The organism is Flavobacterium sp. HJJ (genome assembly GCF_015351475.1).
In the GTDB taxonomy this organism is placed as follows: domain Bacteria; phylum Bacteroidota; class Bacteroidia; order Flavobacteriales; family Flavobacteriaceae; genus Flavobacterium; species Flavobacterium marginilacus.
The window spans coordinates 148317-171327 of sequence record NZ_JADKPR010000002.1 but is presented as its reverse complement, the minus strand read 5'-3'; the positions used below and the strand labels follow the sequence as shown (position 1 = coordinate 171327).

At 34.0% G+C, this 23011-nt stretch carries 37 protein-coding genes; 1 reads left to right on the top strand and 36 read right to left on the bottom strand.

Annotated features, from left to right (window positions below):
• Positions 1-11: 11 nt before the first annotated feature.
• From IRZ80_RS02510 to IRZ80_RS02500, 3 genes are all read right to left on the bottom strand, one after another.
• Positions 12-803, bottom strand: a complete 792-nt coding sequence (locus IRZ80_RS02510; RefSeq protein ID WP_194639958.1) for a polysaccharide biosynthesis/export family protein — start codon at positions 801-803, stop codon at positions 12-14.
• A gap of 70 nt (positions 804-873) precedes the next feature.
• Positions 874-1494, bottom strand: a complete 621-nt coding sequence (gene recR / locus IRZ80_RS02505; RefSeq protein ID WP_194639956.1) for a recombination mediator RecR — start codon at positions 1492-1494, stop codon at positions 874-876.
• Between the two features lie 180 nt (positions 1495-1674).
• Entirely contained in the window at positions 1675-2040 is a 366-nt protein-coding gene (locus tag IRZ80_RS02500) for a CoA-binding protein (protein WP_194640172.1), read from the bottom strand.
• A gap of 241 nt (positions 2041-2281) precedes the next feature.
• On the opposite strand from IRZ80_RS02500, the gene IRZ80_RS02495 reads away from it, so the two are divergent.
• On the top strand, positions 2282-2911 hold the full coding sequence (locus IRZ80_RS02495) for a MarC family NAAT transporter (protein ID WP_194639954.1): 630 nt from the start codon (positions 2282-2284) through the stop codon (positions 2909-2911).
• A 66-nt stretch (positions 2912-2977) separates the two neighbouring features.
• Here IRZ80_RS02495 and ctlX read toward each other — a convergent pair whose 3' ends face one another.
• From ctlX to rplC, 33 genes are all read right to left on the bottom strand, one after another.
• A complete protein-coding gene (gene ctlX, locus IRZ80_RS02490) occupies positions 2978-3913 on the bottom strand; it encodes a citrulline utilization hydrolase CtlX (RefSeq protein WP_194639952.1) in 936 nt (311 codons plus the stop codon).
• Between the two features lie 67 nt (positions 3914-3980).
• Positions 3981-4895 carry a dimethylarginine dimethylaminohydrolase family protein gene (locus IRZ80_RS02485; protein WP_194639950.1) on the bottom strand — a complete coding sequence of 305 codons (915 nt, stop codon included), beginning with the start codon at positions 4893-4895 and terminating at the stop codon, positions 3981-3983.
• Between the two features lie 75 nt (positions 4896-4970).
• On the bottom strand, positions 4971-6242 hold the full coding sequence (locus IRZ80_RS02480) for a citrate synthase (RefSeq protein WP_194639948.1): 1272 nt from the start codon (positions 6240-6242) through the stop codon (positions 4971-4973).
• 153 nt (positions 6243-6395) lie between these two features.
• Positions 6396-7688, bottom strand: a complete 1293-nt coding sequence (eno, locus tag IRZ80_RS02475) for a phosphopyruvate hydratase (RefSeq protein ID WP_194639937.1) — start codon at positions 7686-7688, stop codon at positions 6396-6398.
• A gap of 119 nt (positions 7689-7807) precedes the next feature.
• The gene (carA, locus tag IRZ80_RS02470; protein ID WP_194639935.1) at positions 7808-8911 is read right to left on the bottom strand and encodes a glutamine-hydrolyzing carbamoyl-phosphate synthase small subunit; all 1104 of its coding nucleotides are present in this window, start codon (positions 8909-8911) and stop codon (positions 7808-7810) included.
• A 256-nt stretch (positions 8912-9167) separates the two neighbouring features.
• Positions 9168-9656 carry a 50S ribosomal protein L17 gene (gene rplQ, locus IRZ80_RS02465; protein ID WP_194639926.1) on the bottom strand — a complete coding sequence of 163 codons (489 nt, stop codon included), beginning with the start codon at positions 9654-9656 and terminating at the stop codon, positions 9168-9170.
• A 62-nt stretch (positions 9657-9718) separates the two neighbouring features.
• The gene (locus IRZ80_RS02460; RefSeq protein WP_115813685.1) at positions 9719-10711 is read right to left on the bottom strand and encodes a DNA-directed RNA polymerase subunit alpha; all 993 of its coding nucleotides are present in this window, start codon (positions 10709-10711) and stop codon (positions 9719-9721) included.
• Between the two features lie 21 nt (positions 10712-10732).
• Complete coding sequence (rpsD, locus tag IRZ80_RS02455; RefSeq protein ID WP_115813684.1) at positions 10733-11338, bottom strand: 30S ribosomal protein S4; 606 nt, start codon at positions 11336-11338, stop codon at positions 10733-10735.
• Between the two features lie 93 nt (positions 11339-11431).
• Positions 11432-11815 (bottom strand): 30S ribosomal protein S11, encoded by a 384-nt coding sequence (gene rpsK, locus IRZ80_RS02450; protein WP_024981527.1) that lies wholly within the window; start codon positions 11813-11815, stop codon positions 11432-11434.
• A gap of 8 nt (positions 11816-11823) precedes the next feature.
• Positions 11824-12198: a 30S ribosomal protein S13 gene (gene rpsM, locus IRZ80_RS02445; protein WP_035637331.1), complete on the bottom strand. Its 375-nt coding sequence runs from the start codon at positions 12196-12198 to the stop codon at positions 11824-11826.
• A 2-nt stretch (positions 12199-12200) separates the two neighbouring features.
• A complete protein-coding gene (gene ykgO, locus IRZ80_RS02440; protein ID WP_002987490.1) occupies positions 12201-12317 on the bottom strand; it encodes a type B 50S ribosomal protein L36 in 117 nt (38 codons plus the stop codon).
• A gap of 11 nt (positions 12318-12328) precedes the next feature.
• Positions 12329-12544: a translation initiation factor IF-1 gene (infA, locus tag IRZ80_RS02435; RefSeq protein WP_007136545.1), complete on the bottom strand. Its 216-nt coding sequence runs from the start codon at positions 12542-12544 to the stop codon at positions 12329-12331.
• A gap of 3 nt (positions 12545-12547) precedes the next feature.
• Positions 12548-13894: a preprotein translocase subunit SecY gene (gene secY, locus IRZ80_RS02430; protein ID WP_100843396.1), complete on the bottom strand. Its 1347-nt coding sequence runs from the start codon at positions 13892-13894 to the stop codon at positions 12548-12550.
• Positions 13895-13908: 14 nt separating this feature from the next.
• Positions 13909-14361: a 50S ribosomal protein L15 gene (gene rplO, locus IRZ80_RS02425; protein WP_194639924.1), complete on the bottom strand. Its 453-nt coding sequence runs from the start codon at positions 14359-14361 to the stop codon at positions 13909-13911.
• A gap of 11 nt (positions 14362-14372) precedes the next feature.
• Positions 14373-14555 carry a 50S ribosomal protein L30 gene (gene rpmD / locus IRZ80_RS02420; protein WP_035637325.1) on the bottom strand — a complete coding sequence of 61 codons (183 nt, stop codon included), beginning with the start codon at positions 14553-14555 and terminating at the stop codon, positions 14373-14375.
• Positions 14556-14567: 12 nt separating this feature from the next.
• Positions 14568-15092 carry a 30S ribosomal protein S5 gene (gene rpsE, locus IRZ80_RS02415; protein ID WP_194640171.1) on the bottom strand — a complete coding sequence of 175 codons (525 nt, stop codon included), beginning with the start codon at positions 15090-15092 and terminating at the stop codon, positions 14568-14570.
• A gap of 3 nt (positions 15093-15095) precedes the next feature.
• Positions 15096-15446 (bottom strand): 50S ribosomal protein L18, encoded by a 351-nt coding sequence (gene rplR / locus IRZ80_RS02410; protein ID WP_194639922.1) that lies wholly within the window; start codon positions 15444-15446, stop codon positions 15096-15098.
• Positions 15447-15457: 11 nt separating this feature from the next.
• Entirely contained in the window at positions 15458-16000 is a 543-nt protein-coding gene (gene rplF, locus IRZ80_RS02405) for a 50S ribosomal protein L6 (RefSeq protein WP_194639921.1), read from the bottom strand.
• A gap of 18 nt (positions 16001-16018) precedes the next feature.
• Positions 16019-16417, bottom strand: coding sequence for a 30S ribosomal protein S8 (gene rpsH, locus IRZ80_RS02400; protein WP_194639919.1), 399 nt, complete (start codon positions 16415-16417; stop codon positions 16019-16021).
• Between the two features lie 160 nt (positions 16418-16577).
• Positions 16578-16847, bottom strand: a complete 270-nt coding sequence (rpsN, locus tag IRZ80_RS02395) for a 30S ribosomal protein S14 (RefSeq protein WP_194639917.1) — start codon at positions 16845-16847, stop codon at positions 16578-16580.
• A 3-nt stretch (positions 16848-16850) separates the two neighbouring features.
• On the bottom strand, positions 16851-17402 hold the full coding sequence (gene rplE / locus IRZ80_RS02390) for a 50S ribosomal protein L5 (protein WP_194639908.1): 552 nt from the start codon (positions 17400-17402) through the stop codon (positions 16851-16853).
• A 2-nt stretch (positions 17403-17404) separates the two neighbouring features.
• Positions 17405-17719 (bottom strand): 50S ribosomal protein L24, encoded by a 315-nt coding sequence (rplX, locus tag IRZ80_RS02385; protein ID WP_103804342.1) that lies wholly within the window; start codon positions 17717-17719, stop codon positions 17405-17407.
• Between the two features lie 11 nt (positions 17720-17730).
• On the bottom strand, positions 17731-18099 hold the full coding sequence (gene rplN / locus IRZ80_RS02380; protein ID WP_007803649.1) for a 50S ribosomal protein L14: 369 nt from the start codon (positions 18097-18099) through the stop codon (positions 17731-17733).
• A gap of 2 nt (positions 18100-18101) precedes the next feature.
• Entirely contained in the window at positions 18102-18362 is a 261-nt protein-coding gene (gene rpsQ, locus IRZ80_RS02375) for a 30S ribosomal protein S17 (RefSeq protein ID WP_194639906.1), read from the bottom strand.
• Between the two features lie 17 nt (positions 18363-18379).
• Complete coding sequence (rpmC, locus tag IRZ80_RS02370) at positions 18380-18571, bottom strand: 50S ribosomal protein L29 (RefSeq protein WP_194639904.1); 192 nt, start codon at positions 18569-18571, stop codon at positions 18380-18382.
• A gap of 13 nt (positions 18572-18584) precedes the next feature.
• On the bottom strand, positions 18585-19010 hold the full coding sequence (rplP, locus tag IRZ80_RS02365; RefSeq protein WP_017495016.1) for a 50S ribosomal protein L16: 426 nt from the start codon (positions 19008-19010) through the stop codon (positions 18585-18587).
• Between the two features lie 19 nt (positions 19011-19029).
• Positions 19030-19782 carry a 30S ribosomal protein S3 gene (gene rpsC / locus IRZ80_RS02360; RefSeq protein ID WP_194639902.1) on the bottom strand — a complete coding sequence of 251 codons (753 nt, stop codon included), beginning with the start codon at positions 19780-19782 and terminating at the stop codon, positions 19030-19032.
• Positions 19783-19787: 5 nt separating this feature from the next.
• Positions 19788-20201, bottom strand: a complete 414-nt coding sequence (gene rplV, locus IRZ80_RS02355) for a 50S ribosomal protein L22 (RefSeq protein WP_024981512.1) — start codon at positions 20199-20201, stop codon at positions 19788-19790.
• A gap of 6 nt (positions 20202-20207) precedes the next feature.
• The gene (gene rpsS / locus IRZ80_RS02350) at positions 20208-20486 is read right to left on the bottom strand and encodes a 30S ribosomal protein S19 (RefSeq protein WP_035637298.1); all 279 of its coding nucleotides are present in this window, start codon (positions 20484-20486) and stop codon (positions 20208-20210) included.
• Between the two features lie 7 nt (positions 20487-20493).
• On the bottom strand, positions 20494-21318 hold the full coding sequence (gene rplB, locus IRZ80_RS02345; protein WP_194639899.1) for a 50S ribosomal protein L2: 825 nt from the start codon (positions 21316-21318) through the stop codon (positions 20494-20496).
• A gap of 6 nt (positions 21319-21324) precedes the next feature.
• Positions 21325-21615, bottom strand: coding sequence for a 50S ribosomal protein L23 (gene rplW, locus IRZ80_RS02340; RefSeq protein WP_077377770.1), 291 nt, complete (start codon positions 21613-21615; stop codon positions 21325-21327).
• Between the two features lie 7 nt (positions 21616-21622).
• Positions 21623-22252 carry a 50S ribosomal protein L4 gene (rplD, locus tag IRZ80_RS02335; RefSeq protein ID WP_194639898.1) on the bottom strand — a complete coding sequence of 210 codons (630 nt, stop codon included), beginning with the start codon at positions 22250-22252 and terminating at the stop codon, positions 21623-21625.
• Positions 22252-22869 carry a 50S ribosomal protein L3 gene (gene rplC / locus IRZ80_RS02330; protein ID WP_194639896.1) on the bottom strand — a complete coding sequence of 206 codons (618 nt, stop codon included), beginning with the start codon at positions 22867-22869 and terminating at the stop codon, positions 22252-22254. The genes rplD and rplC overlap by 1 nt, the downstream gene beginning before the upstream one ends.
• Positions 22870-23011: the final 142 nt, after the last annotated feature.

Sequence of the window (23011 nt, the reverse complement as noted above, 5' to 3'; positions counted from 1 at the left end):
GGGAATTGTTTTTATTTTTTAAGCAATAAATAAGTGGTAGAAACTAAAGACAAGAGCGTAATAATCGTTGTCAAAGATTGAATTCCCGTACTACCTGTTCCCCATGTTTTTTGCTTGAGCGGTTTTACATAAATATAGTCATTTGGCTGTAAAAAATAATAGGGCGAATTCATTACATTGATATTAGTCAAATCAAGGTCTTTCATTTCGGTACCATTGGGAGTCTGCCTAATAATCGTTACAGCTTTCCTGTCACCAGTTGTACTAATATCTCCAGCATTGGCGATAGCTTCCATTATATTTACTTTTTCCTGAAACAAAGTTTTAGTCCCTGTACTTCCTACCTCGCCATTTATTGTATAACGAAAACCTGCTAATTTTACTACCACAAAAATACTGGCATTATCTTTAAAATATTCGGCTAATAATTGTTTTTCAATACTAATACGCACTTCTTCCAAAGTAAATCCCATCACATTCATCTCTCCCAAAACAGGAATTCTAATATTACCATGATCATCTACTGTAAAACCGTCAAAATACAACCCTGACTCTGACTGATCTAACGCTGAACCATCTGCAGTTGGATTAAAAATAGTTACTAATTTAGGATCCGAAGCTTTGATACTAATCCTCAGCACATCATGAGTCTGCAGACGATATGGCTTAGACTCCACCATTGCAATCGCATTTTCATTTGAAGAATTGTCCTTTTTTTGAAGGTAGACCAAATCTTTTACTGGTATACATGATGTAAAAAATACACTGATAAATAAAAAAATATAGACTAAGTGCTTGTTCATTCGTATTTATTTAATAACAAATATAGTTTTTAGATTACTATTTAAAAAGGGACGATACTTAATAAACAGTTTAATTGATTTTCAATGATTTTTCAAATGGCACTCTTTGCAGTATACTTCTGCCAAGGGTAACTTCATCGGCGTATTCTAATTCGTCTCCAACAGCAATTCCTCTTGCAATTGTAGAAACTATTATCTCTAAATCAGCTATTTGTTTATAGATATAAAAATTGGTTGTATCCCCTTCCATTGTAGAACTTAGAGCAAAAATAATCTCTTTAATTTGCCGTAATTTAGCCTTTTCTACCAATGAACTGATAGTAAGCTGACTAGGTCCGACTCCATCTATTGGTGAAATTTTACCTCCTAAAACATGATAAATCCCTCTAAACTGTCCTGTGTTTTCGATGGCCATTACATCACGAATATCTTCTACCACACATATAATATGATGATTACGGCTTGAATTAGTACAAATTTCACAAACTTCTTTATCCGATATATTATGACAGCTTTTGCAATATTTAATTTCCTCACGCATTGTAACCAGCGCTTGAGCTAAAAAAACTGTTTGTTCTTTTGGCTGCTTTAAAATATGCAAAACCAATCGCAAAGCAGTTCTTTTACCAATTCCAGGCAATTGAGCCATTTCATTAACCGCTTTTTCTATTAATTTTGAAGAAAATTCCATGGGTACAAAAGTAAGCAATTTGACAAACCATCATTTAAAAATTAAACCTATTTTAAAGACAATAGCCAACTTTAAAACAAATAAATTTTTATTTTTTCGAAAAAAGCAGATCGTTTCAAAATATCACATCACTATAATTTATGCCATTTGATTTCTACTTTCAGATAGAAACAAATCCAATTAATATTTATTTAATGTCAGTAAAACTAATGTACAGGCTGCTTCAAATTTAATATTGTTTAATTCCAAAAGCTGATAAAACTCTGGGTTTTCAGTCCCTGGGTTAAACAACACGCGTTTAGGACTAGCCTCTACAATATAATTATAATAATCTTTTTGTCGTGAAGGATTTATATAAAGTGAAATAGTATCAATATTTTTGACCGGAATTGCTTTCGTATTTATTTTTACACCAGCAACTTCCCCTGCATTCTGCCCTACTGCAAGAACAGAATGTCCTTTAGCAACAAGCATATTAACTGCTTTAAAAGCGGCCCTTTCAGGCTTTGTAGTTGCTCCAATAATTAATGTTTTTTTATTTTTTATCATTGTAAATCTTTATGAAGTGCAAAAGTAAGCAAAAACAAGTAAGCACTAACTAAATAGTTGTTTTAAACCCGTATTCAGCATTAGAATTTTGAAGCTCTAAGGAACTGCAGCTAAAAACACTATCGATTTGAAATTTCATAATTAGTAACCCCTTTTACTGAAATAAACAATAATCTAACTCTTATTTAAACTTAATTATAGAGAAAATTGTAATTTTACAATCAAAAATTAATACTGAATGGATTTATTTATTTACCTATTTGTTGCTTTATTTTCTGTATTAAATCCTATTGGAACCGTTCCAATTTTTGTCGGCCTTACTCAAGACGATTCTAAACAGGAATGCTCAAGAATTTCACTATGGACTTCAATAAATGTATTTTTAATTCTTATAATTTCATTTTTTATAGGAAAATATGTTTTAAGCTTTTTTGGAATTAGTATTGATTCTCTAAGGATTGCAGGAGGATTAATTATCGTAAGCTCTGGATTTTCTTTGCTTTCGGGTAAATTCAATAAAAAGCGCGGTATCAATAAAAAGATAGAAACCGATGCTCAAAAAAGAAATGATATTGCATTGACACCACTAGCAATTCCAATGCTTGCTGGTCCTGGGTCAATATCTCTATTAATTGCTTTTTATCAGGAACATCACAAAACGAATGAACTTATAATTGCCTCTCTAGCTATATTAGCAATCGCAATTGCTATTTTTATTATTTTAAGAAGCGCTCACTATTTAGCTCAAATACTTGGAGCTTCTGGAATTGTTGCCATTTCAAGAATTGTTGGTTTTATTGTTGTAGCTATTGGTATTCAATATATAGTCAGTGCACTAATCAATATCATTAAAAGTAATTTGATGTGATGGCACAAAAAAATCCCAAATTCTAAAGTGCTGGAATTTGGGATTTAATTTTTGAATTTGTATTTATTATTCTCTCGGCAAAAAAATCTCAGCCATCATACAGCGTGCGCTTCCTCCGCCACAAGCTTCAATTGTATCTAAATTTGAACTCAAAATTGTAACATGCTCTTCTAACTGGGCAACTTGTTTTTTAGTCAGACTCTGATGAGCCGAAGCGCTCATTACTAAATATCTTCTGTCATCAGCTCCTTTTACTTCGAGCATATTGCCTGCAAAATTATTCACTTGCTCTTCAGTAATCAGAATTATTTCTTTTTCATCCCCTTTCAAACTGTCAAGAACCATTTTTCGTTCTTTTTTATCATCAATAGAATCAGCGCAGATAACAGCAAATGTATCTCCTATGCACATCATGACATTAGTATGGTAAATCAGTTTTCGCTCGTTATTAACCGTTTGAAAAGCTTCAAAAATTACAGGTGTAAATTCAAAATCTTCACAAAATTCAATAAATAACTCTTCATCTGCTCTTGGAGAAAGAGCACAATATGCTTTGCTGTTTTCTCTATCTAATAATAAACTTCCTGTTCCTTCCAGAAAAAAACCATCTTCTTCTGCAGAAGTATAATCCATAATATTATTAATTATAAATCCTTTTTCTTCTAGAATATCCAGAATATCTTCACGGCGTTCCTGACGGCGGTTCTCAGCAAACATCGGATAAAGTGCTACGTCTCCATTCTCATGAAAAGAAATCCAATTATTTGGAAAAATACTGTCCGGAGTATCTGCATTTTCTACATCATCTACCACTGTTACGTCTACCCCAACTGAGCGAAGCTTGTCAACAAAAACATCAAATTCCTGTTGCGCTTTTGCATTTACTGTTGCCGGCAAAAGACCATCTAAAACTTTTTGATAATAATTATTCACTGCCGTTTGCTCGTTCATACGAAAAGCAACTGGCCGAATCATCAAAATGGAGTTTGTTGTTTGTGTCATATTCTTATTTTTTATAGTTTGAAAATGTATTGTCTAAAGTTAAACAATATAAGCTCAAAACACACTATTAATCTCTTATTAATGGCAGAGTAGAACACCTTAATAGTCCCTCTTGCTTTGCAATTTCAGCATATGGGATTTCTTCTACAATAAATCCATTTGCTCTTAGCCAATTATTTAATCTTGTAAAATTTTTCTCAGAAACAACCACATTCGTATCTATTGAAAACACATTAGAATTCATATTATACATCTCATCCCTCGTAATATGAAATAGATTTTCTTTACCAAAAAGATCAACCAAAAACATATAATCGGCCTCTTCTCTAAACCCCCTCTTATAAATAATCCCTTTGTCTTTCCCAACGGGCTGAAAACAGCAATCCAAATGCAGTGCATTATCTCTTGCTTCGATCTTTGATTTTACCAAATCAAATTCTTTTACAATTTTATTTGGAAACAATTCTTTTATAAAATCAACACCATGCATATTTGTCCTTGCAGTAATATAATTTGCATAATCACTTCCTTTATATGTTCCAACAAAAACATATTGGTTCCAAAGCATTACATCACCTCCTTCGATATGAACTTCTTCGGGCGGCCGAATTATTTTTTCTGGATTTATTTGATCAATCACATATTGAATAGCATCTAATTCTCTTTCGCGGTCAGGCAGAATATTGGATTTAACAAATACATCATCAATTACAAAACCAATATCTCTAGCAAATATTTGATTGTAGTTTTCAATCATTTTGGGACGTAAAACTGTGACCCCATATTTTTGAAAGACCGAATTAAAGGCTTCCGTTTCAATAATCATATCACTTTCGACTGGATAAGTATTAGCCAAAATATGTTCTAAAGATTTTGGATCATAGGCTTCATCTGCTTTTGGTGTTGGTCCATTGCTAATTGCAGATCCTAACACTACTGCCCTTAATCTCGAAGTTTCATTCTTAACATTTAATTTAAGCATTGTTATAAATTTTGCCAAAGATAAAAAAAAAGCTTCACTAGTAAAGTGAAGCTTTGATAATCTGTCTGAGAATTATTATTTCTTATATTCTCTTAAAGGATAACCCGTATAAACTTGTCTAGGTCTTCCGATTGGTTCTTTATTTTCTCTCATTTCTTTCCATTGAGCAATCCACCCTGGCAATCTACCAATTGCAAACAAAACAGTAAACATATCAGTTGGAATTCCTAAAGCTCTATAAATAATACCAGAATAAAAATCAACATTCGGATATAAATTTCTTGATTTGAAATATTCATCTTCCAATGCCGCTGCTTCCAATTTTTTAGCGATTTCAAGAATAGGATCATTAACTCCTAAAGTTGAAAGCACTTCATCTGCAGCTTTCTTGATAATTTTTGCTCTTGGATCAAAGTTTTTATAAACTCTATGACCAAAACCCATCAATCTGAAAGAATCATTTTTATCTTTTGCTTTTGCTAAATACTTATCTGCATCGCCACCATGTGCATGTATTTCTTCTAACATTTCAAGAACAGCTTGATTTGCTCCACCATGCAAAGGCCCCCATAATGCAGATACTCCCGCAGAAATTGAAGCAAAAAGACCAGCGTGAGAAGAACCAACCATTCTAACTGTAGAAGTTGAACAGTTTTGTTCATGATCAGCATGAAGAATAAATAATTTATCTAATGCATCAATAACAATTGGATTAGCAGTATATGGAGCAGTAGGAAGTTTAAACATCAAACTCATAAAATTCTCAACATATCCAATAGTATTATCATAATAATTTAAAGGATACCCCATACTTTTTCTATAAGTCCAAGTAGCAATAACTAAGAATTTAGCAATAGTTTTACAAACAGCATCATACATGTCTTTTTCATTGCTTGCATCAACAGATTTAGGATTAAAAGCTGTTAAAGCACTAGTCAAAGCAGACAATACTCCCATTGGGTGAGCAGTTCTTGGAAAACCATCAAGGATAATTTTCATTTCCTCACTTACCAGAGTGTGCTTTCTAATATCATTTTCAAATTGTTCTAATCTTTCTGCAGATGGTAAATCACCAAAAATTATTAAATAAGAAACTTCTAGAAAATGAGATTTTTCAGCCAACTCCTCGATTGAATATCCTCTGTAACGTAAAATACCAAGCTCTCCGTCCAAAAAAGTGATTTCACTTTTGCACGCTCCAGAATTTTTATATCCTGGATCAAGCGTAATCACACCAGACATATCACGTAATTTACTAATATCAACAGCTGCCTCATTTTCGCTCCCTATTATAACTGGAAGCTCAAACTTGTTACCATCGATTTCTAATATTGCTATTTTTGACATATTGTTTATGAAATAAAATTTAAATTATAATTTACCAAATCTAAGTAATTTCTAAGTAATTTAAAAACTTATTAAGTATTGAATTTGTTAAATATTCAATAAAAAAGCCATTCATCATAGACGAATGGCTCATTTATTACAAATTCATTACAATTACTTTATTTTAAAAGCTTTTTTCCCAGGAAAATATGCAGAAGTCCCTAATTCTTCTTCAATTCTTAATAATTGATTGTATTTAGCCATACGATCAGAACGTGAAGCAGATCCGGTTTTAATTTGACCACAATTTAATGCAACTGCTAAATCAGCAATTGTATTATCTTCAGTTTCTCCTGAACGGTGGGACATAACTGAAGTATACCCAGCATTTTTAGCCATATTCACAGCAGCAATAGTCTCTGATAATGTTCCGATTTGGTTTACTTTAATCAAAATCGAATTAGCAATTCCTTTTTCAATTCCAGTAGATAAACGCTCAACATTAGTCACGAATAAATCATCACCAACTAATTGAGTTTTAGTCCCAATTTTTTCAGTTAATAATTTCCATCCGTCCCAGTCATTTTCATCCATACCGTCTTCGATAGAGATAATTGGATATTTAGCAACTAATTCAGCTAAATATTCCACCTGCTCGGCAGAAGTTCTAATTTTTCCAGTTGGCCCTTCAAATTTAGAATAATCATATTTTCCGTCCGAATAAAACTCAGATGAAGCGCAGTCCAAAGCCACCATTATTTCATCACCGAAAGAATATCCAGCCTTTTCAACAGCCAATTTAATAGTATCTAATGCATCTTCAGTTCCTCCCGCTAAATTTGGAGCAAATCCTCCTTCATCACCAACAGCAGTACTTAGACCTCTATCATGCAATACTTTTTTCAAATTATGAAAAATTTCAGTTCCCATTTGCATAGCATGAGTAAAAGAAGTTGCTTTTACCGGGAAAATCATAAATTCCTGAAATGCAATAGGCGCATCAGAGTGAGAACCACCATTGATAATATTCATCATAGGAACAGGCAATGTGTTTGCAGAAACACCACCCACATATCTATATAAAGGCAAACCTAATTCATTAGCAGCAGCTTTTGCAACAGCAAGAGAAACTCCTAGAATAGCATTTGCACCTAAATTAGCTTTGTTTGGCGTACCATCCAAATCAATCATTGCTTGATCTATAAGGTTTTGCTCAAAAACTGAAATTCCAATTAACTCTTCAGCAATTTTAGTATTTACATTTTCAACGGCTTTTAAAACTCCTCTCCCAAGAAAAGATTTTCCTCCATCGCGCAATTCAACAGCTTCGAATTTTCCAGTTGATGCTCCTGAAGGAACAGCAGCTCTTCCTAAAACTCCGTTTTCTGTTACTACGTCTACTTCTACTGTAGGATTACCTCTTGAATCGAAAATTTGTCTTGCGTGAATTTTAACAATAATACTCATTATTCTTATTTTTTATGTTATTAATTTGTATTTTACTCAAAATTAAGTAAAAAAATTCATTAGTCTTCATTATTTAATCGTTAATATAATTTTATTTATTAACGATAACGTTTTAGATCTTATGCTGATTTGATATTTTCTATAAACTGGTCAAAAAGATAAGAAGAATCGTGCGGACCTGGGCTTGCTTCTGGGTGATACTGCACAGAGAAACAATTTTTATTTTTCATTCTCATACCTGCCACAGTCCCGTCATTTAAATGCAAATGTGTTATTTCTAAATCTGGATGCTGATCTAATTCTTCTTTATTCACAGCGAAACCATGATTTTGCGAAGTAATCTCCCCACGATCACTAATTATATTTTTTACAGGATGATTAATTCCTCTATGCCCATTGAACATTTTATAAGTAGAAACACCGTTTGCCAAAGCAATAACCTGATGCCCTAGACAAATACCAAACAGAGGTTTATTATTTTCAAGTATTTCCTTCGCTACTTGTATAGCACTTTCCAAAGGATCTGGATCTCCAGGACCATTAGACAAGAAAAAACCGTCCGGATTAAAAGATGCTAATTCAGAGTAAGAAGCGTTATATGGAAAAACTTTAATATAACAGTCTCTTTTAGCTAAATTTCTAAGGATGTTTTCTTTTATTCCTAAATCTAAAGCTGCAATTTTATAGGCAGCATTCTCATCACCATAAAAATAAGGTTCTAATGTAGAAACTTTCGAAGCTAATTCTAAACCTTTCATGTCTGGAACTTCAGCTAGCATCGTTTTCAATTCTTCAATTGGAGTTTCATCTGTACAGATGACAGCGTTCATAGCCCCGTTTTCACGTATGTAACTCACTAACGCACGTGTATCAACATCCGAAATACAAATTAAATTCTGTTTAGCAAAATAATCTTCTAGACTTCCAGATGAGTCAGTTCTAGAATAGTTAAAACTAAAGTTTTTACAAACCAATCCAGCAATTTTTATACTGTTGGATTCAACTTCTTTATCATTTACTCCATAATTCCCAATGTGAGCATTTGTAGCAACCATCAATTGACCAAAATATGAAGGATCTGTAAAAATCTCTTGATATCCGGTCATACCCGTATTAAAACAAACTTCACCAAATGTTTTTCCAGTGATTCCAATCGATTTACCATGGAAGATAGTTCCGTCACTTAATAAAAGAATAGCGCTTTTTCGTGTTGTATATTTCATATCTAATTTAATATTGTGCAAATTTAAATTTTTAAAACAGTGGACGCAATGTTTTTTAGGAATAATTATATCTATTTGAAACCGTAAACATCAGAGTAACAAAAAGGCATTAAAATGTTTTAAAAAAGATCTCCAAATCAACTGCATTCTCTACTTCCTTTAACCTTTGACAAAAAATCCTTATTTATTTTTCAAAAAAAAAGGATAAACTATAAATAGTTTATCCCTCTTTATTATTGAATTATTATTCTCATAATTATTCAGCTGCATCAGTTGTTGGTTCAGCTTCAGCAACTGGAGCTTCAGTAGCTTCCTCTGCTTTTTTAGCTTTCCCGCCACGACGGCTTTTTGCTTTTTTAACTTCTTTTTTACCTCCGTTGTAAAGTTCATTGAAATCAACTAATTCGATCATTGCCATATCAGCATTATCTCCTAAACGATTTCCAACTTTAATGATACGAGTGTATCCTCCTGGACGGTCACCTACTTTAGCTGCAACATCTCTGAATAAATCAGTTACTGCATATTTACTACGTAAGTAAGCAAAAACGATACGACGATTATGAGTAGTATCAGATTTTGATTTTGTTATAAGCGGCTCAACAAATTGTTTAAGCGCTTTAGCTTTAGCAACAGTAGTATTAATACGTTTGTGTTCAATAAGAGAACAAGCCATATTAGCCAACATAGAACTTCTATGTGCAGTCTGTCTGCTTAAGTGATTGAATTTTTTTCCGTGTCTCATGACCAATTTATTTTAACTTCATCTTGCTGCAATCCACTTTGGAGAGCAAAATATGAAGTAAATTATTCTTTATCTAATTTGTATTTTGCCAAATCCATTCCAAAAGTTAAATTCTTAATTGCAACTAGTTCATCTAGCTCAGTTAAAGATTTTTTACCAAAATTACGGAACTTCATTAGGTCATTTTTATTGAACGATACTAAATCACCAAGTGTATCAACTTCAGCCGCTTTCAAACAATTTAACGCTCTAACAGAAAGATCCATATCAACAAGCTTCGTTTTAAGCAATTGTCTCATGTGCAATGATTCTTCATCATATGACTCTGTTTGTGCAATTTCGTCAGCCTCAAGTGTAATTCTTTCATCAGAAAACAACATGAAATGGTGAATTAAAACTTTTGCAGCCTCAGTAAGAGCGTCTTTAGGATTGATTGATCCATCAGTTTTAATTTCAAAAACTAATTTTTCATAATCTGTTTTTTGCTCTACACGGAAGTTTTCAATAGCATACTTAACATTTTTTACCGGAGTAAAAATTGAGTCAGTAAATATAGTTCCTATTGCAGCATTCTGTTTTTTGTTTTCTTCAGCAGGAACATATCCTCTACCTTTTTCGATAGTTAAATCGAAATTCAGTTTAATTTTACTATCTAAATTACAGATAACAAGATCTGGATTCAAAACTTGGAAACCTGAAATAAATTTTTGAAAATCACCTGCTGTTAATTGATCTTTACCCGAAACAGATATAGTAACTGATTCATTATCGATATCTTCAATTTGACGTTTGAAACGCACTTGCTTAAGATTAAGGATAATTTCGGTAACGTCTTCAACAACTCCTGAAATAGTAGAAAACTCATGATCTACACCTTCAATGCGAACAGATGTAATTGCATAACCTTCTAATGCTGAAAGCAAAACTCTTCTAAGTGCATTACCAACAGTCAATCCATATCCAGGTTCTAAAGGTCTAAATTCAAATTTACCTTCAAAATCGGTTGAATCGATCATGATAACTTTATCGGGCTTCTGAAAATTAAATATTGCCATAAATTTCGACTAAGTCAATTATTATTTGTTGTACAACTCTACGATTAATTGTTCTTTAATGTTTTCAGGAATTTGAAGTCTTGCAGGTACAGAAACAAATGTTCCTTCTTTAAGATCTTGATTCCAAGTAATCCATTCATAAACATGACTTGAATTTGATAAAGAACGTTCGATAGCCTCTAATGATTTAGATTTTTCACGAACAGCAACTTTATCACCAGGTTTAAGGTGGTAAGAAGGAATATTAACAACTTCACCGTTAACTGTGATGTGTCTGTGAGAAACGATTTGACGAGCACCTCTTCTAGAAGGAGCAATACCCATTCTAAAAACTACGTTATCCAATCTTGCTTCGCACAATTGTAATAAAACCTCACCAGTAACCCCTTTAGTAGCTGATGCTTTTTCGAATAAATTTCTGAATTGTTTTTCTAAAATTCCATAAGAATATTTAGCTTTTTGCTTTTCCATTAACTGAACAGCATACTCAGATTTTTTTCCTCTTTTTTTAGCCATCCCGTGTTGCCCAGGAGGATAATTTCTTTTTTCGAAAGCTTTATCATCTCCGAAAATTGCTTCGCCGAATTTACGTGCGATTCTTGTGCTTGGACCAGTATATCTTGCCATTTTAAAAAAATTTAAGGTAGAGATTATGAATTCAGGTCTTATCCTTCGATAATCGTTATTCTACCTTTATTATACTATAAATTTATTTGAGTATTATACTCTACGTCTTTTTGGAGGACGGCATCCGTTGTGAGGCATTGGAGTAACATCGATAATCTCTGTAACTTCAATTCCACCATTATGCAAAGAACGGATAGCAGACTCACGTCCATTTCCTGGTCCTTTTACATAAACTTTAACTTTTTTAAGTCCAGCCTCAAGAGCTACTTTACTACAATCTTCTGCTGCCATTTGAGCTGCGTATGGAGTATTCTTTTTAGAACCTCTAAAACCCATTTTACCAGCTGATGACCAAGAAATAACTTCACCTTTTTTGTTAGTCAAAGAAATGATGATGTTATTGAAGGTAGCAGAAATATGAGCCTCACCCGTTGATTCAACGATAACTTTACGTTTTTTTGCAGTTGCTTTAGCCATATTACTTATTATTTAGTTGCTTTTTTCTTGTTAGCAACAGTTTTTCTTTTACCTTTTCTTGTTCTAGAGTTGTTTTTAGTTCTTTGTCCTCTCAAAGGAAGACCAGATCTATGACGAATTCCTCTATAACATCCAATATCCATTAAACGTTTGATGTTCAAAGAAATTTCAGAACGTAATTCTCCTTCAATTTTGAAAGATGAAACTGCTTCACGAATTGCTCCGATTTCATCATCATTCCATTCTTGAACTTTTTTATCTTGGCTAACTTGAGCTTTCTCTAAAATCTCAATAGCTCTACTTTTTCCTAATCCAAAGATATAGGTAAGTGCTATAACACCTCTTTTGTTTTTTGGGATATCTACCCCTGCTATTCTTGCCATAATTATCCTTGTCTTTGTTTAAATCTAGGATTCTTTTTGTTGATTACGTATAATCTGCCTTTTCTACGCACAATGATGCACTCGGCGCTTCTTTTTTTAACTGATGCTCTTACTTTCATTTTGAATATCTTTAATATCTATAAGTAATTCTTGCTTTTGACAAATCATAAGGGCTCATTTCTAGTTTTACTTTATCACCAGGTAATAACTTAATATAATGCATACGCATTTTTCCAGAAATATGAGCAATTACAATATGTCCATTTTCTAACTCTACACGGAACATCGCATTTGATAATGCTTCAATGATAGATCCGTCTTGTTCTATTGCTGATTGTTTTGCCATAAGTTAAGCTACCGCTTTTCTATTTTTACCACTTTTCATCAAACCATCATAATGCTTATTCAACAAGTATGAATTAATCTGTTGAATCGTATCAATTGCAACTCCAACCATAATAATTAATGAAGTCCCTCCAAAAAACATAGCCCAAGATTGCTGAACATCCATAAGACTTACAACAATTGCTGGGAACACAGCTATCAAAGCAAGAAATAAAGATCCTGGAAAAGTTATTAAAGACATCACTTTATCAAGATAATCAGAAGTCTCAACACCTGGTCTAATACCTGGTATAAAACCGCCGCTTCTCTTCAAATCATCAGACATCTTGTTAGTAGGAACTGTAATTGCAGTATAAAAGAAAGTGAAGACAACAATTAATGTTGCAAACAAGAAATTATACCAAAAACCGAACATATTACTAAAAGCACCAACAATAGATTGAGAAGCATCTGATTTAGACAAACCAGCAACAGCAGCAGGAATAAACATAATAGCTTGTGCAAATATAATTGGCATTACACCAGATGCATTAAGCTTTAAAGGAATCCATTGTCTGTTACCACCCATCATATCTTGTTCGAAATCACCAGATGTTGTACGACGAGCATACTGTACTGGAATTTTTCTAACTGCCATCACAAGCAGTACACAAGAAATAATTACAAGTAACCAAATAATGATTTCAACAACCAATAACATTGGCCCTCCATTATTATTAGTTACTCTTGTTGTAAATTCTTGGATAAAAGCTTGTGGTAACCTAGCTAAGATACCAACCATGATCAAAAGGGAAATACCGTTTCCGATACCTTTATCAGTAATTTTTTCTCCTAACCACATGGCAAAAATTGTACCCGTAACTAAGATAACTACTGAAGAAAATAAAAATTCAAATGAATTAAATCCTAAGATAAAAGCTGAACTAGGTAAAGTTCTGTAAAGATTGTAGATATAAGTTGGTCCTTGTACTAAGGTAATAACTATAGTTAACCAACGGGTAATTTGATTGATTTTCTTTCTACCGCTCTCTCCATCACTTTGTAGTTTTTGCAAATAAGGAATCGCAATTCCCATAAGTTGCACAACAATAGATGCAGAAATATAAGGCATAATCCCTAAAGCAAAAACTGACGCTTTAGAAAATGCACCTCCGGTAAACATGTCCAGAATAGATCCTAATCCATTTTTGGTTTGTCCCGCTAAACCAGTTAATTGAGTTGCGTCAATTCCCGGTAACGTAACGTGTGCACCAAAACGATAAACTAAAAGCAGACCTAAAGTAATTAAAATTCTATTCTTTAGTTCTTCTATTTTCCAAACATTACTTATTGATTCAATAAATTTCTTCATCTTAATTGCAGGAATTACATGATTACAGCCTCTCCACCAGCAGCTTCAATAGCAGCTTTTGCAGTAGCAGTAAATTTGTGAGCAGTTACTTTTAATTTTGCTTTCAATTCTCCTCTACCTAAAATCTTTACGATTTCATTTTTAGCAGCAAGACGATTAGCTACATAAACTGTCATATCAACAGTATCTGTAATTACTCCATTATCAACCAATAATTGAAGAGTATCAAGATTAACACCTTCGTATTCTTTACGGTTGATGTTAGTGAAACCAAACTTAGGCACACGTCTTTGAAGTGGCATCTGACCTCCTTCAAAACCAATCTTTTTAGAATAACCAGAACGAGATTTTGCTCCTTTGTGACCACGTGCAGCGGTACCACCTTTACCAGAACCTTCACCTCTACCTAATCTTTTATTTTGATTGTGTGTAGAACCCTCAGCAGGTTGTAAGTTACTTAAATTCATAACAGTATTTGTTATTTAGCTTCTTCTACAGAAACTAAGTGTTTAACTTTATTTATCATCCCAAGGATAGCAGGATTTGACTCATGCTCTACAACTTGTCCCATTTTACGTAGGCCTAAAGCTTCCAAACCTCTTTTTTGAGTAAGAGGGCAATTGATTTTGCTTCGAACTTGTTTTACTAATAATTTAGCCATAATTTCCTTGAATTAACCTTTAAAAACTTTTTCTAAAGAAACACCTCTTTGTTTTGCAACAGTATGAGCGCTTCTCATTTGTAATAAAGCATCAAAAGTTGCTTTCACTACGTTGTGAGGATTTGAAGATCCTTGTGACTTAGACAATACATCGTGAATCCCAACTGATTCAAGAACCGAACGAACAGCTCCACCAGCAATAACTCCTGTACCATGAGAAGCAGGAATTAAGAACACACGTGCACCACCAAATTTACCTTTTTGTTCGTGAGGAACTGATTGCCCGCTCAAAGGAATTTTCACTAGATTTTTCTTTGCATCTTCAACAGCTTTCGCAATTGCTTCCGAAACATCTTTAGATTTTCCTAATCCATGACCTACAACTCCATTTTCATCACCAACAACTACAATAGCAGAAAAACCAAAAGCTCTACCTCCTTTTGTAACCTTAGTAACACGATTAACACTCACCAAACGATCTTTTAATTCAAGACCACTTGGTTTTACTATCTCAATATTCTTGTATTTAGACATAATATATTAGAATTTAAGTCCAGCAGCTCTTGCGCCTTCTGCTAATGATTTAATACGACCGTGGTATAAATAACCTCCTCTATCGAAAGTTACCACATCAATACCAGCTTTTAAGGCTTTTTCAGCAACTAGTTTACCAACTGCAGTAGCTACTTCAATATTCGTACCTTTTCCTATTTCTTTTTCTCTTGAAGAAGCTGCTAACAAAGTAACTCCGTTTACATCATCAATAAGTTGAGCGTAAATTTCTTTGTTACTTCTAAAAACAGATAGTCTTGGATTAGCAGCAGTACCACTGATCGTTTTTCTAATTCTGAATCTAATACGTTGTCTTCTTTCAGGTTTTGTTAATGACATAATCTTATTTTTTAAGCTGATTTACCTGCTTTTCTTCTTAATACTTCACCTACAAATTTAACACCTTTTCCTTTATATGGCTCTGGTCTGCGGAAACCTCTGATTTTCGCAGCAACCTGTCCTAAAAGCTGTTTATCTAATGATGTTAATTTTACAATTGGATTTTTACCTTTTTCAGATATTGTCTCAAGAGATACCTCAGGAGCTATTTCTAAAATAATATTGTGTGAGAACCCAAGAGCTAAATCTAATTTTTGTCCTTGATTTGAAGCTCTATAACCTACTCCAACCAATTCTAACTCCTTAGTAAAACCTTCTGTTACCCCTATAACCATATTATTGATTAAAGCTCTATACAAACCGTGTTTTGCTCTTTGGTCTTTATGATCAGAAGATCTTTCTACTAAAACTTGATCTCCTTCAACTGTAACAGCTACGTCCGAAAACCCCTGTGATAGTTGACCTTTTTTTCCTTTTACTGTAATAATACTACCAGCAACTTCAACAGTTACTCCAGCTGGTATTGTTACTGGACTTTTACCTATTCTTGACATCTTATATAGTCTTTAAAATTAGTATACGTAGCAAATTACTTCTCCACCAACATTTAACTGCTTAGCTTGTTTCCCAGTCATTAGACCTTTTGAAGTTGAAACAATAGCAATTCCCAATCCGTTAAGGATTCTTGGCAATTTGGAAGCGCCTGCATACTTACGTAAACCTGGCTTACTAATTCTTTGAATATCTTTGATAACCGGCTCTTTAGTATCTTTATCATACTTCAAAGCAATTTTGATAGAACCTTGAACAGTGTTCTCTTCAAACTTGTAACTTAAGATATAACCTTGATCAAATAAGATCTTTGTTATTTCTTTTTTAAGATTAGAAGCGGGAATTTCGACAACTTTGTGGTTTGCAGCCACAGCATTTCGAACTCGCGTCAAATAATCTGCAATTGGATCTGTATACATATGTATAAAATTGCGGTTTTGGTATTCTTACCGGACCATCCGGAAGAACCTGAAACCATTAAACTCATTAATTAATCAACAGATAGTTGTCAATTTACCGACAAAAATCCGGCAAACTTACAACTATCTGTTGAAATATCAAAATCGCAAATAATATTTATTACCAGCTTGCTTTTTTAACACCTGGAATTAGTCCATTATTAGCCATTTCACGGAAAGTTACACGTGAAATTCCGAATTGACGCATATACCCTCTAGGTCTTCCTGTTAATTTGCAACGATTGTGCAAACGAACTGGTGAAGCATTTTTCGGCAATTTCTGTAAAGCTTCGTAATCTCCAGCTTCCAATAAAGCTTTTCTTTTCTCAGCGTACTTTGCTACCGTTTTTTCTCTTTTCACCTCACGGGCTTTCATTGATTCTTTAGCCATATCTTAATTCTTTTTAAAAGGTAAACCTAATTCAGCCAACAATGACTTTGCTTCTTTATCTGTTTTTGCAGTAGTAACAAAAGTAATGTCCATTCCAGATATTTTATTTACTTTGTCAATATCAATTTCAGGGAAAATGATTTGCTCTAAAACACCTAAATTGTAATTACCTCTACCATCAAAACCAGTTGCTTTAATACCACTGAAATCTCTAACACGCGGCAATGAAGAAGTGATAAGTCTATCTAAAAACTCATACATTCTTTCACCTCGCAAAGTAACTTTTGCTCCAATAGGCATCCCTTTTCTCAATTTGAAAGACGCAACGTCTTTCTTTGAAATAGTAGATACTGCTTTTTGTCCAGTAATCTTAGTTAACTCATCAACTGCATAGTCAATCAATTTTTTATCAGATACTGCTGCACCAACTCCTTTACTCAAAACGATTTTCTCCAATTTTGGAACCTGCATTACGTTTGTGTAACCGAATTCTTCTTTAAGAGCAGAGATAACTCTACTCTTATATTCTTCTTTTAGTCTAGGTATATATGCCATTACTATAGTACTTGATTAGATTTTTTTGAAAATCTTACTTTCTTATCTCCTTCAACTCTAATACCTACTCTTGTTGTTTCCTTAGTTTTAGGATCAATTAGAGAAATATTTGATATTTGAATAGAAGCTTCTTTTTTTACAATACCACCTTGAGGGTTTTTTGCACTTGGTTTCGTATGTTTAGAAACTAAATTTACACCTTCAACAATTGCTTTGTTTTTCTCTTTGTACACGCGTAAAACTTTACCTTCAGCACCTTTATGGTCACCAGCGATAACTCTTACGATGTCTCCTGATTTTATTTTTAGCTTTATCATCTTAAAACGAATTAAAGCACTTCTGGTGCTAATGATACAATTTTCATGAATTGTTTTTCACGAAGTTCTCTTGCTACCGGACCAAAAACACGAGTTCCTCTCATTTCCCCTGCAGCATTCAAAAGAACACATGCATTATCATCGAAACGGATATAAGAACCATCAGCTCTTCTCACTTCTTTTTTGGTACGTACAACAACTGCAGTTGAAACAGCACCTTTTTTAACGTTTCCGTTTGGTGTTGCGTCTTTAATTGATACTACAATCTTGTCTCCAACAGAGGCATACCTTCTTTTGGTACCTCCTAAAACACGGATAGTTAAAACTTCTTTAGCTCCTGTGTTATCTGCTACTTTTAGTCTTGATTCTTGTTGTACCATAATTATTTAGCTCTTTCTAGGATTTCAACTAATCTCCAACATTTTGTTTTACTTAAAGGACGCGTTTCGCTGATTCTTACAGTATCTCCAATGTTACAGTCGTTTGTTTCGTCATGTGCAACAAATTTCTTTGTTTTCAACACGAACTTACCGTATAATGGGTGTTTTACTTTAGTTACCTGAGCAACTACAATGGATTTATCCATTTTGTTTGAAGTAACAACCCCAATTCTTTCTTTTCTTAAATTTCTTTTTTCTTCCATCTTTCAGCAGAATACAATTATTGTAATTCTTTTTTAGTAAGCTCTGTAGCTAATCTTGCAACTGTTCTTCTAGCACTTCTAATTTGAAGCGGATTCTCAATTGGAGAGATAGCGTGAGCTAATTTTAGGTCAGCATGTGCTTTCTTAGCTTGGCTAAGTGCATTTTGCAACTCAGCTATAGAAAGATTTTTTATTTCTGATTGTTTCATAATATAATATAGATTATGCTTCGAAATCTCTAGCAACAACAAACTTAGTTTTTACTGGAAGCTTTTGAGCTGCAAGGCGCAAAGCCTCTTTTGCAACTGACAAAGGAACTCCTCCAACTTCAAACATAATTCTTCCGGGTTTAACAACGGCAGCCCAATATTCAACGGCACCTTTACCTTTACCCATACGTACCTCAAGAGGTTTCTTAGTGATAGGTTTGTCTGGAAATATTTTAATCCATAATTGTCCTTCTCTTTTCATGTAACGAGTAGCAGCAATACGAGCTGCTTCGATTTGACGAGAAGTTAAGAACATTCCATCTTCATGTACAGATTTAATACCAAACATTCCATTAGAAAGTTCGTGTCCTCTTTGGGAATTCCCTTTCATTTTACCTTTTTGTACCTTACGGTATTTTGTTCTTTTAGGCTGTAACATTTTTCTTTAGTTTAAAAATTTACTTTCTTTTACGAGCGTCTGATTTTCCACCTTTATTAAAAGGCTTTCTGTCTCCTCTTGGAGCATCTCCACCTTTAGCGCCAGCTTGTTTTTTGTCCATTCCGGCAAGCGGAGAAAGATCTCTCTTTCCGTAAACTTCACCTTTCATGATCCATACTTTGATACCCATTCTACCATAAGTAGTATGAGCTTCAGCCAAAGCATAATCAATATCAGCTCTGAAAGTTGATAGAGGAATTCTACCTTCTTTGAAACCCTCTGAACGAGCCATCTCAGCACCATTCAAACGACCAGAAATCAAAACTTTGATACCTTCAGCGTTCATACGCATAGAAGCAGCAATAGCCATTTTGATTGCACGTCTGTAAGAAATACGGCTTTCGATTTGACGACAGATGCTTGTAGCAACTAGATACGCGTCAAGTTCAGGTCTTTTAATTTCAAAGATGTTGATTTGAACCTCTTTGTCAGTAATTTTCTTAAGTTCTTCTTTCAACTTGTCTACCTCTTGTCCGCCTTTCCCGATAATGATACCTGGTCTTGCAGTAGTGATAGTAACGGTTACAAGTTTCAAAGTTCTCTCGATGATTACTTTTGATACACTAGCTTTTGATAAACGAGCGTGGATATACTTTCTGATTTTTTGATCTTCGGCTAATTTATCACCGTAATCATTTCCACCATACCAGTTTGAGTCCCATCCTCTGATGATACCAAGTCTATTTCCAATTGGATTTGTCTTTTGTCCCATGCTGCTTAAGAATTGCTTTGTGTGTTATTGATAGCTCCTAACACGATTGTAACGTGGTTAGAACGTTTTCTTATTCTGTGTGCTCTACCTTGTGGCGCTGGACGAAGTCTTTTCAACATCATTCCACCGTCAACACGGATTTCTTTAACAAATAAACCAGCTTCTTCAAGACTAGCTTCGCTATTTTTCTGCTCCCAGTTATTGATTGCAGATAATAATAGTTTTTCTAATTTTCTTGAAGCTTCTTTAGAACTGAATCTTAATATGTTAAGTGCTCTTTCTACCTTCTGACCTCTTACCAAGTCCGCTACTAAGCGCATTTTTCTAGGTGAAGTAGGGCAGTTATTCAATTTCGCGAAAGCAATAGACTTATTAGCCTCTTTTCTCGCATCTGCTGTTTCTCTTTTACGAACTCCCATTGCTTCTTATTTTTTACCTTTATTTTTTGCTCCAGCATGACCTCTAAAAGATCTAGTTGGTGAAAATTCTCCTAATTTGTGACCTACCATGTTTTCTGTAACGTAAACTGGTACAAATTGACGACCGTTATGAACTGCGATAGTCTGTCCAACGAAGTCAGGAGTAATCATAGAAGCTCTAGACCATGTCTTAACAACTCCTTTATTTCCACCTGCAATGTTTTCTGCAACTTTCTTGTCTAACTTATAATGAACAAATGGTCCTTTTTTTAATGAACGTGCCATATCTTAATTATTTCTTTCTACGTTCTACGATATACTTATTACTCGGGTTTTTCGGAGAACGAGTTCTATAACCTTTAGCTGGTACTCCATTTCTTGAACGTGGATGACCTCCAGAAGAACGTCCTTCACCACCACCCATTGGGTGATCAACAGGGTTCATTGCAACAGGTCTTGTTCTAGGTCTTCTTCCTAACCATCTTGTTCTACCTGCTTTACCAGATACAACTAATTGGTGGTCTGAATTAGAAACCGCTCCAATTGTAGCTGAACAAGTCAACAAGATCAATCTTGTTTCACCTGAAGGCATTTTAATTGTAGCATATTTTCCATCTCTTGCCATTAATTGAGCAAATGTTCCAGCAGAACGAGCAATTACAGCTCCTTGACCTGGTCTCAATTCAATACAAGAAATAACAGTTCCTAAAGGAATTCTGCTTAAAGGCAATGTATTACCAATTTCTGGCTGAGATTCTGGTCCAGAAACAACTTTCTGACCTACTTTCAATCCATTTTGTGCAATAATGTATGTTTTCTCTCCATCAGCATAAGCTAATAAAGCGATAAATGCAGTACGATTTGGATCATATTCGATTGATTTCACTGTAGCTGGAATTCCTTCTTTAGTACGTTTGAAATCAATAATACGATATCTCTGCTTGTGACCACCACCCGTATAACGCATGGTCATCTTTCCTTGACTATTTCTACCTCCAGAGTTTTTTATCGGCGCTATCAAAGAGCGTTCCGGCTTATCAGTTGTAATGGCGTCATAACCATTCACAACTCTAAATCGCTGACCTGCGGTAATAGGTTTTAATTTTCTTACTGACATTTTATCTTAGATATTGTTGTAAAAATCAATTGTTTCTCCTTCTTGTACTTGTACAATTGCTTTTTTAATTGCATTTGTCTTTCCACTGATTAAACCACTTTTAGTGTATTTGGTAGTTCTATCCGGTCTCACATTCATTGTATTAACACTCAAAACATTTACACCGTAAGCAGCTTCAACAGCTTTCTTAATTTGTACTTTGTTTGCTTTTCTGTCAACAACGAATCCGAAGCGGTTTAAAACTTCACTTTCTTTGGTTACTTTTTCCGTTACTATAGGTTTAATTATGATGCTCATATCCTATTTATTTACTTAAATTTTCTTCAATTACTTCCAAAGAACTCTCCAAAAGCACTAAATTATTAGCATTCAAAATAGCATAAGTACTTAATTCATTGGCACTTACAGCGTTTGACGCTTTTAAATTTCGTGACGACAAATATACATTTTTATTCGTATCACCCAACACAAACAAAGATTTTTTGTTTTCTAACTCTAAAGCTTTCAAAACATTAACAAAACTCTTAGTGTTTGGCGTTTCAAAATTGAAATCTTCAAGAACAATAATGTTTGATTCTTTTGCTTTAATTGAGAAAGCAGATTTTCTAGCCAAACGCTTCAAGCTTTTATTCAATTTAAATGAATAACTTCTTGGTCTTGGTCCAAAAACTGTTCCACCACCTTTAAACAAAGGATTCTTCACACTACCCGCACGAGCAGTACCTGTTCCCTTTTGTTTTTTTATTTTACGCGTACTTCCAGTCACTTCAGCTCTTTCTTTAGCTTTGTGTGTACCTTGTCTTTGATTAGCAAGATATTGCTTAACATCAAGATATACGGCGTGATTATTTGGCTCTATACCGAATACTGAATCAGAAAGCTGTACTTTTCTTCCAGTATCTTTTCCGTTGAAATCTAATACTTTTGCTTCCATTACTTCTGAATGATTACATAAGAGTTTTTGCTTCCTGGAATACATCCTTTAACAACAAGCAGATTCTTTTCAGCTACTACTTTTAAAACTCTAAGATTTTGAACTTTTACATTATCTCCTCCCATTCTTCCAGCCATACGCATTCCTTTGAATACTCTAGATGGATAAGAAGAAGCTCCTACAGAACCTGGCGCTCTTAAACGGTTGTGCTGACCATGAGTCGCTTGCCCAACACCACCAAATCCGTGACGTTTAACAACCCCTTGAAAACCTTTACCTTTAGACACACCCTGTACATCTACAAATTCTCCTTCTTCAAAAATTGAAACCTCAATAAGATCCCCTAATTTTTGTTCAGTTGCAAAATCTTGAAATTCAACGACTTTTTTCTTAGCAACAGTTCCAGCTTTTTTAAAGTGACCTACAGCCGCTTTTGTGGAATGTTTCTCGTTTTTGTCATCGAAACCAAGTTGCAACGCTTCGTACCCGTCAACACCTTTGGTTCTGACTTGGGTAACAACGCATGGCCCAGCTTCAATTACAGTACAAGGAATATTCTTCCCGTTTTCATCGAAAATACTAGTCATGCCGATTTTTCTACCAATTAACCCAGACATAAATATTAATTATTAATTATTAAATATAAATATAGAACGCAGCTTTTAAGCAAATCCTATTTTTAAAGTGGGTGCAAATGTATAACTTATTTACACACAAACCAAAAAAATATTTTTTACCTAAAAACAGCGTTCCTTTTTA